Origin of the sequence: Desulfitobacterium sp., from assembly GCF_034927245.1 — a bacterium.
GTDB lineage: Bacteria > Bacillota > Desulfitobacteriia > Desulfitobacteriales > Desulfitobacteriaceae > Desulfitobacterium_A.
The window spans coordinates 1-15,574 of the sequence record NZ_JAYFQK010000005.1; the positions used below are offsets into that span (position 1 = coordinate 1).

Sequence of the window (15,574 nt, forward strand, 5' to 3'; positions counted from 1 at the left end):
TTGAAAAAGGAGTGCGGTTAGGCCTTTTTGGCATGCCCATTTTATGAGTGGGGTTCTTCATCTCCTTTTGCTCATCGTAATTCCCAGGGACTTTATCCCATCTTGGAGATTTCCTCCCTTTTTATTCCGAGAGGCTATTTACAATTCCTTATCGATACTTCTTACGAAAGTTTTACTCAACCGTGTATTTCCGGGTGGATGGAGGGGTGTTACGGCTCTTCGTTACGATAATTTCGCCATCGACGATAACCATCGCTACCCCGGGAAGATCCCCTGCTTCGAGTGCTCCCATAGCATCAGAAGCAATTGAACCCATTGGTGCATCCATGATAACTAAATCTGCATCTTTACCTTCTTCAATCAACCCGGTATTTAAGCCATAGACTTTAGCCGTATTTCCTGTAGCCATAGCTACAACTTTTTCGGCTGGAATTCCGCACATCGAAGCAACAAAACTCATCGTGCGCAGAACTCCCAAAGGAATAATCCCTGTACCGGACGGTGAATCATTGCCAAAGATAAGCCGTTTTAAAGCTCCTTTTTCATTTAACTTACTCACGACTAATTGTGCGATTTTCGGGTTGCCGCATTGCACAATTTCCAAAGTCAAATCCGTAGTATTGATCAACTTTTCGACTTCTTTAGGAGCAATCGCTGTCGGCCCACCATTGATATGTGAAACCACGGTCGGCTGAACAGCAATGACATCATCAGCTGTCACTGTAGAACTGCCGGGAATTGAAGTTCCGCCTGTATGCATCGCAACTTTCATTCCATATTTCTTAGCCCATTCCACCATGGGTTTTGCATCTTCAGGTTTTTTTACACTTCCTAACCCAACTTCACCGACAAGCCAAACCCCTTCTTTAGCCATTTCCGCGAAGTCAGCTTCAACTAAACCTTTTTCTAAAATCAGACCACCCCCGTGGACTTTCAGGCCGGTAGAGCGTAGATTATCAAACGATTTATGGGCAAGAATAGCCAAGGCTTTTGTTCCCGCCGGATCTTTCGGACGACCGGGAGTATGGCATTCACCTGCTGAGATAAACGTGGTAACACCACCATGGACTGCCCCGATAAGATAATCTTGCGTTTTCTGGCGTGGGGTATAATCACCGAGAACCGTGTGCACATGGGAATCAATAAAACCCGGAGAAACGGTCATCCCCGCTACATCCACGGTTTTTTCAACCTGGAAATTCTTTAAGATATCGGCATTACCCACTTTAGCGATCTTTCCATCTTTGACGACTATGGTGTCGAATTTTAAGAATGGATTCTGAATATCCCCCGTAAGCAATTTCCCAATGTTAGTTAGTGCAAGTACTGACATGAACAAGTCCTCCTTTTTTTCTGCCTTAAGAAAGCTATGCACCCTTTCTGGGATGATCGACAGTTCATTGACGCGTCATTGGTTTTATACATGCATTATTCATACCAGCTTCGTTAGCCGTATTTTCATAGCTTAATGATCTTATTACCTTCATCGCTGACAGAAAATTATTGGTACATTAAAAAAGCGCTTTTAATATTTTTCAAATCTGAAATATATTAAAGAGCGCTTTTAGGCCATTTATAAACCAAAATAGAGTGTATCCCTAGTTTTGAAATTTCAATATTGAAATAACTATTTGCAGAATTGCAAGATTTAATGGTTTTTGCGGGTATTTAATTCCTCTTCAAGACCTAATTCCTTTAAACGTCTCCATAATGTCGTAGTGCTGATTCCTAAAAGTTGCGCCACTTTATTTTTATTATATTTAGTGACTTGAAGAGCGTTTTTTATAATAGATTTCTCTGTTAATTCGATAGCCTCTTTCAAGTTTAATCCTCCGGACTGAATTGGGATAACCAAAGCATCAGAACCCGGAGTTACCCTTTGATGAAGCAGACATGTTGGCAAATGTCGAACCAAAAGGCTGGTATCATCTCGTCCAACCATATTCATAGCATGTTCGATACAATTCTGTAGTTCACGGATATTACCCGGCCAGGTATAGTCTTCAAGGACTTTTTCTGCTTCGGGCCCAATACTTTCGATAAATTTTCCAAAGGATCGATTGTATTTATTAATATAATATCTGACTAATAGAGGAATGTCCTCTTGTCTCTCCCTGAGCTCCGGAATCTTAATCTGAACGACATTTAAGCGATAATATAAGTCCTGCCTAAACTTCCCTTCAGCAATAAGTTCGTTGAGATCCTTATTCGTTGAGGCAATAACCCTTACATCTACTTTGAGAGGTTTATATCCTCCGATACGGACGATTTCCCGTTCTTGCAAAACACGCAACAGTTTCGTTTGCAAATTTAATTCCATTTCGCTGATTTCATCCAGAAAAATAGTACCCCCATTGGCTTGTTCGAAAACACCGGGGCTTCCACCCTTTTTGGCACCCGTAAACGCCCCTTCCTCATAACCGAATAGATTACTTTCGATCAATGATGCCGGTATAGCGCCGCAGTTAAGCGCGACAAACGGTTTATTTCGCCGGTTGCTGGCATTATGGATGGATTGGGCAAACAATTCTTTACCGGTTCCTGTTTTCCCATAAATAAGGATCGAAGATATTCCCTCAGCCACAAACTTGGCCTCGCTTTTGGTTTTATTTATGGCCTGACTTTCCCCAATAATATCATCAAAAGTATAACGAGTTTGTTGCATTTTCTTAACTTCATCATAAAGCTTTTTTTGTTGGCGCGTGACATTTTCATTGTTAAATCCAAATCCAAAGTTTTTATTAATCGGAATACGGACGGCCGTAGCTCCGTTTACAGAAAACGATTTCCCAACAACGGGTTCTTGCATTTTAATTGCTTGCAGCGCCAGTTTGCTAACCTTTCCCTTATATTTCTTCCTCTCTGTTCCATCGGCATCATAACTGATACAACGCTCACCGAGTTCATTAAATAAAACAGCCTCTCCCCCGGCTACTTGGGCAATCATGGGCAGAGCTCGTTGAAGCGCCTCTTTAAAATTCTGTTCTCTCTTTAAGCGTTCGACATTACTGCAGCTCAAAACATAATTATCCAAGGGTAAAGCCCAAGCACTTGCTTGATCTTCAATCTGGGAATAACCCACTAAGGGTTCTCCCTCTGCTACAGCCTGTTGCGCTAATTCATAGACTTCCCCCCGCAATTCTTTTACCTCATTGCCGTTAAAATCAAATGTATAAAGTCTTCGTCCCTCTAGATCTGTGATCGTTGCATAGCCCCCGGTTATCATCGCTAGAATCGGCAATAGTTTGATCAGGGATTCAAACTGCATATTTTACTCCTCCCAAAGATAAACCAATTTTCATCCTAAATACTGCACTCCACTTCAAATTGGCATAACAATTGCAATATACTTGTGAATGTTACAGTAATCACATTTAGTTTAAAGCCCTCAGCTGATTCTATTTACATGTATGTCATCCGTCACCGATGATTCTTTAAACGGTTCCCGTTATTTCCTAACCTTATGATTCTACATAATAACCTTTATAATTCTACATAATAATCCTTAAACCCTGTTTTTTGGATTTATTTATTAGTCATTAAATTAAAAACGGCGGGTGATGTAAATGCAAAAAATTATATCCGATGTTGTGGTTGTCGGTGGTGGTCTGGCCGGTATGTATGCCGCACTTGCCGCAAGAAAACAAGGGTGTAAGGTTGTTATAATTTGTAAAAACAAAACCGGTCGTTCCGGCTCATCTGTGGTTGCCCAAACCGTTCACCGTGTGGCAAAACAGGATCCATTGAACCAAAAGCTCTATTATGAATTTTTTCGGGAATCCGGACGATTCATGGGAAATCCGGAACTGATTAAAACTCTTATCTCCGAAGGACCCAGTGCCGTAAATCATGTGATTTCACTCGGGGTTCAGTTTAAAAAAGGCATCGAAACCCTCCCCAACGGCGGAGAAATAGTCCGTTATTCTTGCGAACCCAGAATAGGAAAATTACTGACTTCACCGGTTGCCGAACACGTTAGAAACTCAGACATATGTCTACTCGAAAACACAATGGTCATCGATGTCATTTCTCAATCCGGAAAACTAAACGGACTGGTTTGTCTTTGCAATAATGAAGTCTTTTTAGTTATTGCTAAAGCCGTTATTTTGGCAACAGGAGGCTTCAGCCGAATTTTTAAAGAGACCTCCAATCCAATGGGTATAACCGGAGATGGACAAGCGATTGCTGCTCGAGCAGGCGCCAGACTTACCGGACTTGAATTCATTCAGTTTTACCCTTACAGATTGAGTCAGCCCAAAATATTTGATTTGAATCCGGCAATTTTTGACCAAGGTGCAATTTTTATTAATGAAAAAAAGGAACGTTTTATGCAGAATTTTCCCAAAGCCGAACAAGAGAATCGGGATAGGTTGGCCCAAGAAATGTTTAAGCAACATGAAGTTTTTCTCGATTTGTCCGGAATGAGCCAAAAGGATTTGGACAAACACCCCATTCTCGCAGACTTAGTGAAACATGGTTATGGCTCCCGGCTAAAAATGCAGGTCACTGCCCATTTTTCGATGGGTGGCATTCAGATCAATTCAGAATGTGAAACGGATATTCCGGGATTGTTTGCATGCGGAGAATGTACAGGGGGTATTCATGGCGCCAATCGTTTGGCCGGTTCTGCCTTAGTGGAATGTGCGGTCTTTGGTCCCCGAGCGGGAAGATCTGCGGCAATCTATGCTCAAAAAAATAAAGCTCAAATAAGTACTTCTCCCGCCATAGACCTGCCACCTTTAGGTAAAGACGATATTCATACTTTAGTTTCATCACTGCGTCAACTGATGTGGGCAAAAGCAGGGGTCCAGCGTTCAGAAAATAATTTACTTCAATGCCGAAGTGAATTACTTGGATTATCGGAAAAACTGACACATCTTCAACCTTCTAGCTATCAACAATGGTTTGAAGCAAAAAATATGCTGCAAATATCAAAATCAGTTGTGGAGTCAGCTTTAGCGCGTCGCGAAACCCGAGGAAGCCATCTGCGAATTGATTATCCCAACGAAAATATGAAAGGGGGTGATATGGCTATCTTTCGCAGCGATACCATGAATTCATTGAGTCAGTCCTAATAATCTTACAAGGGAGGAAGAAAGAATGCCAGACAATTCAAGTGAAATGCTTATCGCACGAATGGAACGATTACCCTTAGGCTCCTTTCATTACAAAATGTTGGTTATCAACGGTTTAGCATGGGCTTTTGACGCCTTTGACGTCGGCCTAGTCACTTTTGTGGTTACCGCTCTTACCTCAGCGTGGAAGCTCTCCTCCGCTCAAGTTGGATCCATATTGAGTATTGGCTTAGTCGGCATGTTAGTCGGTGCTTTACTTTCCGGACCCGTTGCTGACCGCTGGGGAAGAAAAGCAGTATTTCAAATCACAATGTTGATCTATGCCGTCTTTTCTTTACTCTGTGCCGTAGCCCCAAGTTTCTCATACCTTCTCGTTTTTAGGTTTCTTGTAGGGGTTGGACTCGGCGGCGAAACGCCGGTAGTCACTTCACTTCTCGGTGAATTTATCCCCGCGGCACACCGTGGAAAAGTACAAGGATTAATCAATACCTTCTGGGCCGTAGGTTGGGTTTTGGCCGCAATTGTTTCATATTTTATTATTCCGGCATATGGATGGAGGTTGGCTTTTGTAGCCGGTGCTCTGCCCGCGCTTTATATTTTCTATGTTCGCCGTCACTTACCGGAGTCGCCGCGTTGGTTAATTGCTCAAGGACGCAATGATGATGCGGAAAAGATCATCGAAAAGATTGAAAAGGTTACCGCTAAAAATCATACTCTTCCACCGGTTGTCGTCGAAGACGTTATTGCTAATGCTTCAGCGGCCAAGGAAAAGATTAATATGGGTGTACTCTTTTCCGACAAATATATTAAACGCACGATTATGTTATGGGGATTATGGTTCTTGGGTATGTTTGGGTATTATGGTTTATTTTCATGGTTACCTTCCCTTTTTGTTAAAGCCGGTCACACCATGATCAAGTCTTTCTCCTACGTGTTAATTATGCAAATCGCATATGTACCTAACCAGATTATATGTGCCTATTTAATGGACAAATTCGGACGGAAGTGGCTGTTAGTCACGAATCTTTTCTTAGCGGGAATTGCAACAATAGTTTATGGGTGGGCATTAGGTCATGGTGTTACAACCAGTACTGTTGTCTTGCTTGGGGTTGTCACCTCGTTCTTTGTCTCCGCTATTTGGGGAATTACCTATACGTACACTCCGGAACTTTACCCGACAAAAGTTCGGGCTACCGGAGTCAGTGGAGCGTCTGCATGCTCGCGCATTGGATCTGCTCTTGCCCCAATCGTTATCGGTGCGGGTCTATCCTCCATCGGTATTACCGGTGTTTTCGGAATTGTAGCCGGAGCATTTGCTTTAGGTGGTATTTTTGTTGCCGTACTTGGAATTGAAACTAAAGGCATGATCTTAAAAGATTCTTAAGCTTTACTGCTCCTGTTTAAAAGAGTCTACAGCAAAAGCTCTGATCTTCATATAATTGAGGATTAGAGCTTTTGCTTCTTTTAGTAGTTAATAGGGGCTTCTCGGGTATCCCCGCCGCAGCTGCCCTCTCGTCTCAATCCCACCCACCCCGTCTGTTCCGGTAACCGTATGCTTTATAACCTCTTTTAAAGATACCAGCGTATCGGTTGGAGTGTAGGCAATCCTTTCCACGATAAAGACCGGATCAAAAGCGTGGATCAACACTCGTTTGGGAGAAGATGCGAAATTCGCACCCGCGGTTAATATCGTTTCATAATTAGACTGGCAAGCACCGGCAAAAATAACTAAAGCATCTCTGTTGGGTTGAAAGCGCCGAGCCTCGATAACAGATTGTACAAAATAACGTGAACTCCTATAACTATCAAGGCTCCGAAAGTCCTTTTTTCCGTGAATAAACCCGTCATGCCCCGTTAAAACAAGAATATCTGTCGGATTTTCCTGGAGAATCCGGTATATTAATTTCGGCTGTTCTGTTTCCGATACGCAAATTCCCTTGGCTTCCAGGCCCAACTGCCGATAGGTTTTAAGACATTGATTAAGATAATCCTCATCTCCATCAAGATGAAGCACCCGTCCCGGAATTTCAAAGAATTCTTCAGCCTCATCTTTTTCCTGAAAAACTTTCCTTTGATTAACAACAACCTTAAGCTTATTATAAATTTCCTGGAAATCCTTCAGCTGATAGTGAGCAATCTCGGAGGAATTCTTCTCTACAAGATCATTCAGAGGAGCATCCGCCAAAAGTCTTGTATTTATGCCCTTAAGTAAAGCTGTCCTTTCTCCTCCGCCGGCTCTAATCTGGACGATCCTGAAAAATAGATCCTGTTTGTGTGAATGTCTAGCCACTATATCTCCAACATCAAACACACTTCACCCCTCCTATCCATCTCTTTTCTATTCTATGACGAACAATGAAAAACGGCATATGATAGAATAGAATCTTTTAATAGGAGGGAGATAAGCATGTATGATGTTGTAATTCCCGCCTGTAACGAAGAAAAGAGTATCCTCGCTGCCCTGGCCACAGTCTTAAAACTTCCTCTGCGGTATATCATTCTTGTGCTGAACGGTTGTACTGACCGAACCCTTGAACTCACCCGTTCTATTCCCGATTCTCGGATTCACACAATTTATTTTGCCGAACCGCTTGGCATTGATATTCCGCGCGCCATCGGGGCACTATATGCCCGTAAGCTGAATTCTAAGGGAGTGCTCTTTTTAGACGGAGATATATCAGGGGATATTTTGTACAATCTTGAGAAACTTCTCTCTGCTTTGGATCAGGGAGTTGATATGGGACTTACCAATTGTTATCCTTATATTACACATCGCATAAACCTTGTCCATCTTGTTTTGCGTTTTAGAGCCAATCTCAATAAAGAAATCGGGCTTTTTCATACTTTAGGCTTAGCAACGCCAACCCATGGCCCTCATGTCTTATCTGCCAAGGCCCTGGAATCCATTCCCCCTGAAGGGATTGCCATTCCTCCTTTGTCCTTGGTATGGGCAAGCAAACTCGGCTTAAGTGCCCAGGTTGCAATTTCGCTTCGCCATCAAGACCTAAAATCTCCCCGAAAAGAACGAAAGCATGCTCGCTTAATCGCCGAAACCATTATCGGGGATTGTGTCATGGGGTTCGCGTTAGCCCATGATGAACCGCTTACACGTTCCTTAGGAAAACACCAATTGTTAGGCTATCATCCGGAAAGACGGTTCGATATTCTCAAGCTTTGGGATGAGGCCTTAGAAATCTCTCATCCTTTTTGCGAACAGCATCTTATTATTCCCTATCAACGGGAAATGGATTGAGGATTGAGTGAATAAAGTGAGGTGTTGGCATGAAAGGTACCTCCTCCCGGATTCCAGGAATTGATATAGCCCGGACATTTGCTCTAATTCTTATGATTCTCTACCACTTCATTTATGATCTAGACGCTTATACACCTGCCCCGATCCGTGTCGATTCCCGGAACTGGTATATCATGGGGAAGCTGTCGGCCTTTCTCTTTATTTTCCTTGCGGGAATAAGCAGTGGTTTCAGTCACCATCCTTTTCGCAAGGCCTTCCGAATTTTATTTTGGGCCCTAATCATTACCCTTGCTACATATATTGTGATGCCTGGGTCGTATGTTCGCTTTGGAATACTTCATTTTCTTGGCGTCATGGCCCTTTTATATCCCTTTCTCCATAAACAATCCACTTTATTCTTAATCTTATATTCCATCCTTGCCTTGGTTTTGGGTTTTATCTTCTCCCGAATTCTGATCTCCGGTCCTTGGCTTCTCCCTTTAGGAATCTATTACCCTGGAATTACTACAATTGATATCTATCCACTCTTTCCTTATAGCGCAGTCTCCGCTTTAGGAATTCTATATTACCGATTTAAATTTGCTTCTTCCGATTTACCGGTCTCTTACCCCTTACCTTCAATAATAGAAAAGATGAGCAAAAATTCTTTGCTCATCTATCTCGTTCATCAGCCTATTCTTTTGACTATAATATTTATCGCAGAAAATTTTAGTTTTTAAGCTCGATATATTACCCTTGATGATTTAGATTTTAAATTTAGTTAAGGATTGATCAAGATCCTCTGCCATTTTCGCCAAAACCTGGCTTGATGAAGCGATCTCTTCCATCGACGCAGCTTGTTCCTCTGAAGAAGCCGATACATTCTGAGTTTGCTCGGCAATAACTCGGCTAATCTCATCCAAATCGCGAATCGAAGCAACAATACGTTCATTTCCCGTGGTCATCTGAATCATTTCTTCCGAAATATCTTTGACCTGAGCCACAACTTTTTCGATATGCTGTGCAATTTCCTCAAAGGCTTCTCCAGCCTGTGTTACAACCTTTGATCCTGTTTCTACTACGGCGGTTCCGTTATTCATAGCAGTCACAGCATTCTCTGTATCCTGTTGCATAGCCGTAATTAACTCAGAAATTTCCTTCGCTGCTTCTTGAGATTGCTCCGCTAGTTTGCGAACCTCATCCGCTACTACAGCAAAACCTCTTCCTTGTTCGCCGGCCCGGGCTGCTTCTATTGCTGCATTTAAAGCCAGTAAATTAGTTTGATCAGCTATTTCCGAAATGGTATCGACAATTTTGCCGATATCCTGTGATCTCTCACCCAGTTGTAGGGTAAGCTCAGCTGAATGATTCACAACGGACGTAATTTGATTCATTTGTTCAATCGTTGTCGTTATCGCAATACGTCCTTTGTCTGCCGATTCAGAAGTTCGTTCAGCGTATCCGACAACCTCTCCGGTATTGGTTTTAACTTGTTCCATACCTGCGGCAATCTCTTCGGCAACCGCTGCCACTTCATCCACGGTTTTCTTTTGTTTTTCGGCACCTTGAGCCATTTCCGTTACGGAACTGGCGACTTCACCGGAAGCCTGTGCAGATTGCTCGGCTCCGGCCGTTAATTCTTGAGAAGTTGAAGCAACTTGTGATGAAGCTTCAAAGACCTCCTGAACAAGCTTGTGCAGCCCATCCACCATAGTATTAAAGGACTCCGCTAAATGGCCAAGTTCAGTCTTGGAAGACACCTCAAGCTTTTCAATGGTAAAATCTCCATTGGCAAGAGCAGCAGTTCCTTTTGCCGCTTGGATAATGGGTTTCGATAACTTAGTACTAAAGTATAGAGTAAAGATCAGTACGCCAATTAAGCCGACTACAAGTATCCCGATAATAACGGCTATATTTTTCATCATATCCGCATGGTAGATTGCTTGCTGAGCGCTGACGTTTTTCTCAATATTATCAACCCAATCCCCGGTCCCGATAACCCAATTATAGGGCTTGAAAAGCAGTGTATACCCTCTTTTCGGGAGCGGCTCAGTTTCACCGGGTTTTGCAAATTGATAATCGATGTAACCCCCGCCTTCTTGCGACCCTTGCTTGATAAACTCTTTTACGTATTCAACACCGTTGGGGTCTTTAGCCTCGTATCGGTTTGTCCCCTCTGTTTGATTTCCTAAAAGAACGACATTTTGACCTTCTGTCGTATCAATCCAAAAATAATTACTTCCATCAAAACGCAGGTTACGTACGAGATCAGCCGCTTTCAATTTAGCCTCTTCCTCGGTCAGCAATCCCTTCTGCTGTTCATTATAAACGATTTGAACTAGGCTTGATGCCGTTTCAACTTGGGCTTTTAACTTATTATCATAATCTTCATATAAGGTATCTTGATAATTCTGGATTTCCTGATCTGCAAATTTAATATGATTATAAATATTATACCCTCCGACAACAGCGCCCAGAATCATGGCGGTTAGCATAAAAGCTACAATAAATTGCGTTCGAATCTTTTTCACCTTAATCCTCCTATCTTGTATATAAGTTTATGTAAATTAAAATTTTAAATAAGAAAAACCTTGTTCGGCACTGCCAAAACAAGGATGATTCAGAGTTCGGTCCTATATTTTGGCAACCCGACAATCATAACCCACCCATAGGTCTTAGACTCGCAGCTTTGCGTCCTTAGCTTTCGCTTAAGTTTGCTCTTATTTCAAAATACTTTTAATGTGAAATTTCGACTAACATCTCTATTATCACCTTATTACCTAAAAATTTCAACTTAAACTTTTAAATATTTCGAGAATTAACTTTCTAAATTATGTTGAAGAAGTTGTCTAAATTGTACTACAATTAGAGGTATAGACGTGTCATCAAAGGTTTTTTACTTAACCAAGGGAAAGGGTAGGAAAGGGGAAGAGGTAGGATGGAAAACCGATTTAAGGAGTCCCTGCTCGATCAAAAGACGATGTCCGTAACTTGGGAATTGGTTCCTGGGAGAGGTGCGCGCGAGAGATCCCAGGAAAATGCTCTTCTGGCTGCTGAACAAGCGGTCAAAGGCGGCAGAATTCATGCCTTAACTATCACCGATAATCCCGGTGGAAATCCAGCGATGCTTGCTGATTATTTAGGAGAAGAGATCTTAAAACTCGGAATTGAACCGCTTGTCCATTTTACATGCAAAGATAAGAATCGCAATCAAATGGAAAGCCAGCTTTATGCCTTAGACCGGGCTGGAGTTCGTAATCTCTTAGTTATGACCGGAGACTATACCGAGTCCGGTTTTAAGGGTAGACCTAAGCCTGTTTTCGATCTTGATCCAACCCATGTTCTCGAACTGATCGGTGAAATGAATCAAGGCTTGGAATATCCCGGAATGAAAGGGGTTATCCGTCATCAACCGAGTGATTTCTTTGCCGGTGCTGCAGTATCTCCCTTTAAAGCGACTGAAGCAGAGCAAATGGTTCAATATTTTAAATTAAAAAAGAAAGTCGAAAGCGCTGCCCGATTTATTGTAACTCAGCTTGGCTATGATGCCCGGAAATTTCACGAAGTCATTCAATTTATGAGATTAAATGATTTAAATGTCCCTATTGTCGGTAATATCTATATTCTTCCTTACGGAGCCGCTCGGATAATGAATCAAAATCAGCTCCCCGGATGCGTTGTCACTGATAAGCTGCTCGCGGAAATCGATCAAGAAAGGAAAGCTGAGGATAAAGGCTTAAGCGCCCGCTTGCTTAGAGCCGCCAAAATGTATGCCATCCTAAAGGGCATGGGATTTGCCGGGGTTCATATCGGCGGGAATAATGTGAAATACGAGCAAGTGGAATACATCATTGATAAAGGCGAAGAACTCAGTTCAAACTGGATGGATCTCGTTCGTGAATTTGATTACCCTATGCCGAATGGATTTTATTATTATGAAAAAGACGAGAAGACAGGGCTTAATACTAACATTCCTGTCAATCGCAAAAATCTTCCGCTTAATGCCCCTGTCGGCATTTCCTACAGCGGCATGAGGCTGATGCATCATTTGCTCTTTACTCCCAATAAAGCCTTTTTCCCTGTCATGAGAAGCATTTATAAATCACGTAAAGCCAACCACAAACACGGTTTTGAGCATCTCGCCAAAGTTGCTATGCTCGACTGCAAAGACTGCGGCGACTGTGCTATGTTTGAACTCGCTTATCTCTGCCCTATGTCTCAATGTCCAAAAAATCAAAGAAACGGGGCCTGCGGCGGAAGCTTTAATGGTTGGTGTGAGGTCTATCCAAATCAAAAAAAATGTATTTACGTCCGGGCTTATTCACGGTTAAAGAAGTTCAGCGAAGAAGAAGATCTTGACTCCCATCATATACCGCCCGCTAACTGGGATCTTTATCAAACCTCTTCCTGGTCGAACTTCTATCTCGGACGCGATCATTCTGCCGCGATTCTTGGTATTCCGAATCCTGAGGAGGAAGCCGCTAAGTCCGCCTCTCAAATTGAGAATAAGGATGTTGCTAAATAAGTTTTTCAACATAGACTTGGGTTAGCATCTGGTATTCTTCAATGCTGAGCGTTTCCGCCCGTCTTTGTTCATCAATCCCCGCTTGTTGCAAGATTCCCCCGACTACTTTTTTATCTAATCCTAAACCCGAGGAAAGTGAATTTCCCAGAGTTTTTCTGCGCTGACTAAAGGCAGCTTTCACGACCTTGAAAAAATCGCCGGTATTGACTTGAAAACCCGGATAAGGACGTAAATTCAAGCGAACTACGGCTGAGTGAACCTTAGGTGACGGCCAAAAAGCCTGAGGCGAGACATCGCAAATTTTTTCAGGCTCAGCCGCAACTTGAACTGCAATAGAAAGGATTCCATACGCTTTTGAGCCCGGTTTTGCCGCTAAGCGATCCGCAACTTCTTTCTGAACCATCACCGTCATCCCCATTAAAGATTCCTTTTGCTCAAGAAAATGCATAAGAAGCGGACTGGTAATATAATAAGGCAAGTTTCCGACCAGGAAGCCCTTTTGATCACCCCAGATTTCTTTTAAATTGAGTTTTAGGGCATCCATCACTAAAATTTCCAAAGGAAGTCCTTGAAGTTCACGCTGTAGGATTTCGACTTTACTTTTATCCAACTCAACCGCCCAAAGCTTATGGACTTCGCGGGCAAGAATCCGGGTTAAAACTCCTAAACCCGGACCCACCTCGATCATTGGAACATTGGGGTCAAGAACACTTGATTCGATTATCTCAGAAATGACCTGATCATCCATTAGGAAATTCTGTCCCAGAGATTTATGTGCTTTTGCCCCTCTTTTAAGTAAACGCCTTGTATAATCAGCTGCGTTTTCCATCCTTACCTCCTGCTCGTAGTTGTGCTTCTTCGAAATCTTCACGAGAAATCTGAAAACGATTTAACCGATGTAAGAATTGCTTGGCATTAGCATCCCCTAATCCTAAAATCCGGCCAACTTGTCGCCTTTTTTCTGCTGAATCCACAAGTCCAACCAGCCCTGCCCGAACTAAGTCATTCATCTTAAAAATGGGTTCACTGCCTTCCGTAATATGCTCGGTTTGAATTAACTGAAACGCCCTGCGAATATCCTCTGGGGCAGCATTTTCTACACCGATATCCTTGTCGTCTTGGGAACGGGCATCCTTTTTCGACAGATAGACGTGTTTAGCCTCGGGGACTGCACAGCGTATGCGTTCCCGTATCTGTTCCCCGACTGAATCCGGATCAGTCAAAATAATCACTCCACGCCTTTGTGCCATTTCCTTGATATATTGAAGCTTTTCATGGGTTAGGCCATATCCTTCGGTCCAAAGAATATCCACTTTCCCCAAAGCACGGCGCACCGCTTGAGCATCATTTTTTCCTTCGACAACAATCAATTCCTCAATCATCAGGTAACCTCTTCCTTTTGAAAATTCAATAACTTAATTATCTTATCTTATCTAAAATATTTTCTCAAATTAATGGGGCTGTCGCAAAACCTATGCACCACGTAAAAGGGGCTGTTTTGCGACAGCCCCTCTGGTATGCTGATACTTTATGCTAATACTTTTAATTCATAAGTGGTTAAAAGTTACTGCTTATTTTTATTGGTTCCGTAAGTTTTAATCAGACTATCCCAAATAGCGGGATCTTCCATTCCAATCCGCCAAATAGCCACTCCATGCAACTTATGCTCTTTGGCATACTCCATCTTGGGTTGCAAGCTCTTCGCATTTTCGAGATAGACCTCATGCCGGACGCCATTAGCCGTATAATGATAATGCGGTACCTGGTGCTCCTCATCAAACATAACGTCAACCCCATGCTTCTTTGCGCGTTCAACGGATTGGGCAAAGGATAAGTAATCAGGCATAGTCGGCTTATTAGAACCCCAGTCAAAGGAGTAAACAGGAAGACCCATTACAATTTTCTCTTTGGGGATCTTGCCGACAGCAAAATTAATGACCTTGTTAACCCAGGCATGGGAGGCAATCGGACCTTGGGTTGTTCCCAAACCATGCTCATCATAGGTCATCAGCACGACTTGGTCTGCGGCTTTTCCAATTGCCGCATAATCATAGGCTCCAGACCATAAATCTGAGGGATAATCAACAAATTTCGCCGGTATCGAAACATTAAGGACCTTGTCTTTAGCCTTTAGAGCATTATGCAATTCCTCAAGAAATGTGGAGTAGTTATTACGGTCTCCGGGTGGGGTTTTTTCGATATCTACGGCAATTCCATCCCATTTCTCATTAACGGTGAGATTAACAAGGTTATTGACAAAGGCGGCTCTTACAGAAGGGTTGGCTAATACCTGATGGGCAAGATTGGCATCAAATGTTCCGCCTCTCATATTATGAATTAACGCATAGGCTTTTGCCCCATTTTTTTGAGCGGCTTCCTTAATACTCAAATCCTTTTTCCCTGAGGTCACAATTTTTCCATTGGCATCAAATGTGTACCAAAAGAAAGAAACTTCATCCAACATACTGATATTTTTCATCATTGAATCTTTTGAGCCCGGTGTAGGCCCTTCTGGGTCGGTATAAAAACCCATGACAACCCGCTTTTCGGTGCCGAGAACGTCTTGACGTGTATCTGCTTCCGCTGTAGGAGGTTGGCCGTTTTCAGTCAATTGCTGAGGTTGATTTTGCTGCATAGGCTGTTGGTTAATACCGCATCCTGTTAAGTTAAGTCCTAAAACCAGAACAGCTATCATAGAAAAAGTCAGAAACCGTTTCATTCAGAGATCAACTCCTTCATCTT

Annotated in this window: 12 protein-coding genes and 1 riboswitch; of the genes, 5 read left to right on the top strand and 7 right to left on the bottom strand. The window is 42.6% G+C overall.

From position 1 onward, the window contains the following. Window positions 1-172 precede the first annotated feature (172 nt). Window positions 173-1,333, bottom strand: coding sequence for an amidohydrolase family protein (locus tag VB077_RS01105; RefSeq protein WP_323413368.1), 1,161 nt, complete (start codon window positions 1,331-1,333; stop codon window positions 173-175). A 315-nt stretch (window positions 1,334-1,648) separates the two neighbouring features. Next, the gene (locus tag VB077_RS01110; RefSeq protein WP_323413369.1) at window positions 1,649-3,268 is read right to left on the bottom strand and encodes a sigma-54 interaction domain-containing protein; all 1,620 of its coding nucleotides are present in this window, start codon (window positions 3,266-3,268) and stop codon (window positions 1,649-1,651) included. Window positions 3,269-3,566: 298 nt separating this feature from the next. Here VB077_RS01110 and VB077_RS01115 point away from each other — a divergent pair, with 298 nt between their 5' ends. Then, a complete protein-coding gene (locus VB077_RS01115; RefSeq protein ID WP_323413370.1) occupies window positions 3,567-5,075 on the top strand; it encodes an FAD-dependent oxidoreductase in 1,509 nt (502 codons plus the stop codon). A gap of 25 nt (window positions 5,076-5,100) precedes the next feature. Further along, on the top strand, window positions 5,101-6,459 hold the full coding sequence (locus VB077_RS01120) for an MFS transporter (protein WP_323413371.1): 1,359 nt from the start codon (window positions 5,101-5,103) through the stop codon (window positions 6,457-6,459). A gap of 87 nt (window positions 6,460-6,546) precedes the next feature. Here the strand turns inward: VB077_RS01120 and yabG are convergent, their stop codons facing one another. Continuing rightward, window positions 6,547-7,386: a sporulation peptidase YabG gene (yabG, locus tag VB077_RS01125; protein WP_323413372.1), complete on the bottom strand. Its 840-nt coding sequence runs from the start codon at window positions 7,384-7,386 to the stop codon at window positions 6,547-6,549. 96 nt (window positions 7,387-7,482) lie between these two features. Between yabG and VB077_RS01130 the strand changes: the two genes are divergently transcribed. Beyond that, complete coding sequence (locus tag VB077_RS01130; protein WP_323413373.1) at window positions 7,483-8,328, top strand: glycosyltransferase family 2 protein; 846 nt, start codon at window positions 7,483-7,485, stop codon at window positions 8,326-8,328. 29 nt (window positions 8,329-8,357) lie between these two features. Continuing rightward, window positions 8,358-9,047 carry a heparan-alpha-glucosaminide N-acetyltransferase gene (locus VB077_RS01135; RefSeq protein ID WP_323413374.1) on the top strand — a complete coding sequence of 230 codons (690 nt, stop codon included), beginning with the start codon at window positions 8,358-8,360 and terminating at the stop codon, window positions 9,045-9,047. A 24-nt stretch (window positions 9,048-9,071) separates the two neighbouring features. On the opposite strand, the gene VB077_RS01140 is transcribed toward VB077_RS01135, so the two are convergent. Beyond that, entirely contained in the window at window positions 9,072-10,838 is a 1,767-nt protein-coding gene (locus VB077_RS01140; protein WP_323413375.1) for a methyl-accepting chemotaxis protein, read from the bottom strand. 108 nt (window positions 10,839-10,946) lie between these two features. Then, a riboswitch (cyclic di-GMP riboswitch) is annotated at window positions 10,947-11,036 on the bottom strand. 209 nt (window positions 11,037-11,245) lie between these two features. On the opposite strand from VB077_RS01140, the gene VB077_RS01145 reads away from it, so the two are divergent. Then, window positions 11,246-12,832, top strand: coding sequence for a methylenetetrahydrofolate reductase C-terminal domain-containing protein (locus VB077_RS01145; protein ID WP_323413376.1), 1,587 nt, complete (start codon window positions 11,246-11,248; stop codon window positions 12,830-12,832). Here the strand turns inward: VB077_RS01145 and rsmA are convergent. The 3 genes from rsmA to VB077_RS01160 form a co-directional block, all read right to left on the bottom strand. Further along, a complete protein-coding gene (gene rsmA, locus VB077_RS01150; RefSeq protein ID WP_323413377.1) occupies window positions 12,825-13,661 on the bottom strand; it encodes a 16S rRNA (adenine(1518)-N(6)/adenine(1519)-N(6))-dimethyltransferase RsmA in 837 nt (278 codons plus the stop codon). The two genes, VB077_RS01145 and rsmA, sit on opposite strands and share 8 nt — an antisense overlap. Next, the gene (rnmV, locus tag VB077_RS01155; protein WP_323413378.1) at window positions 13,645-14,214 is read right to left on the bottom strand and encodes a ribonuclease M5; all 570 of its coding nucleotides are present in this window, start codon (window positions 14,212-14,214) and stop codon (window positions 13,645-13,647) included. The genes rsmA and rnmV overlap by 17 nt, the downstream gene beginning before the upstream one ends. A 182-nt stretch (window positions 14,215-14,396) precedes the next feature. Beyond that, complete coding sequence (locus VB077_RS01160; RefSeq protein ID WP_323413379.1) at window positions 14,397-15,551, bottom strand: glycosyl hydrolase family 18 protein; 1,155 nt, start codon at window positions 15,549-15,551, stop codon at window positions 14,397-14,399. Window positions 15,552-15,574: the final 23 nt, after the last annotated feature.

What these genes read in the sequence shown, in the direction of transcription:
- VB077_RS01105 (WP_323413368.1), bottom strand. Translation starts at nt 1,333, where the DNA reads ATGTCAGTACTTGCACTAACTAACATTGGGAAATTGCTTACGGGGGAT.
- rsmA (WP_323413377.1), bottom strand. Translation starts at nt 13,661, where the DNA reads ATGGAAAACGCAGCTGATTATACAAGGCGTTTACTTAAAAGAGGGGCA.
- rnmV (WP_323413378.1), bottom strand. Translation starts at nt 14,214, where the DNA reads ATGATTGAGGAATTGATTGTTGTCGAAGGAAAAAATGATGCTCAAGCG.
- VB077_RS01130 (WP_323413373.1), top strand. Translation starts at nt 7,483, where the DNA reads ATGTATGATGTTGTAATTCCCGCCTGTAACGAAGAAAAGAGTATCCTC.
- VB077_RS01135 (WP_323413374.1), top strand. Translation starts at nt 8,358, where the DNA reads ATGAAAGGTACCTCCTCCCGGATTCCAGGAATTGATATAGCCCGGACA.
- VB077_RS01160 (WP_323413379.1), bottom strand. Translation starts at nt 15,551, where the DNA reads ATGAAACGGTTTCTGACTTTTTCTATGATAGCTGTTCTGGTTTTAGGA.
- VB077_RS01145 (WP_323413376.1), top strand. Translation starts at nt 11,246, where the DNA reads ATGGAAAACCGATTTAAGGAGTCCCTGCTCGATCAAAAGACGATGTCC.
- VB077_RS01120 (WP_323413371.1), top strand. Translation starts at nt 5,101, where the DNA reads ATGCCAGACAATTCAAGTGAAATGCTTATCGCACGAATGGAACGATTA.
- VB077_RS01115 (WP_323413370.1), top strand. Translation starts at nt 3,567, where the DNA reads ATGCAAAAAATTATATCCGATGTTGTGGTTGTCGGTGGTGGTCTGGCC.
- VB077_RS01110 (WP_323413369.1), bottom strand. Translation starts at nt 3,268, where the DNA reads ATGCAGTTTGAATCCCTGATCAAACTATTGCCGATTCTAGCGATGATA.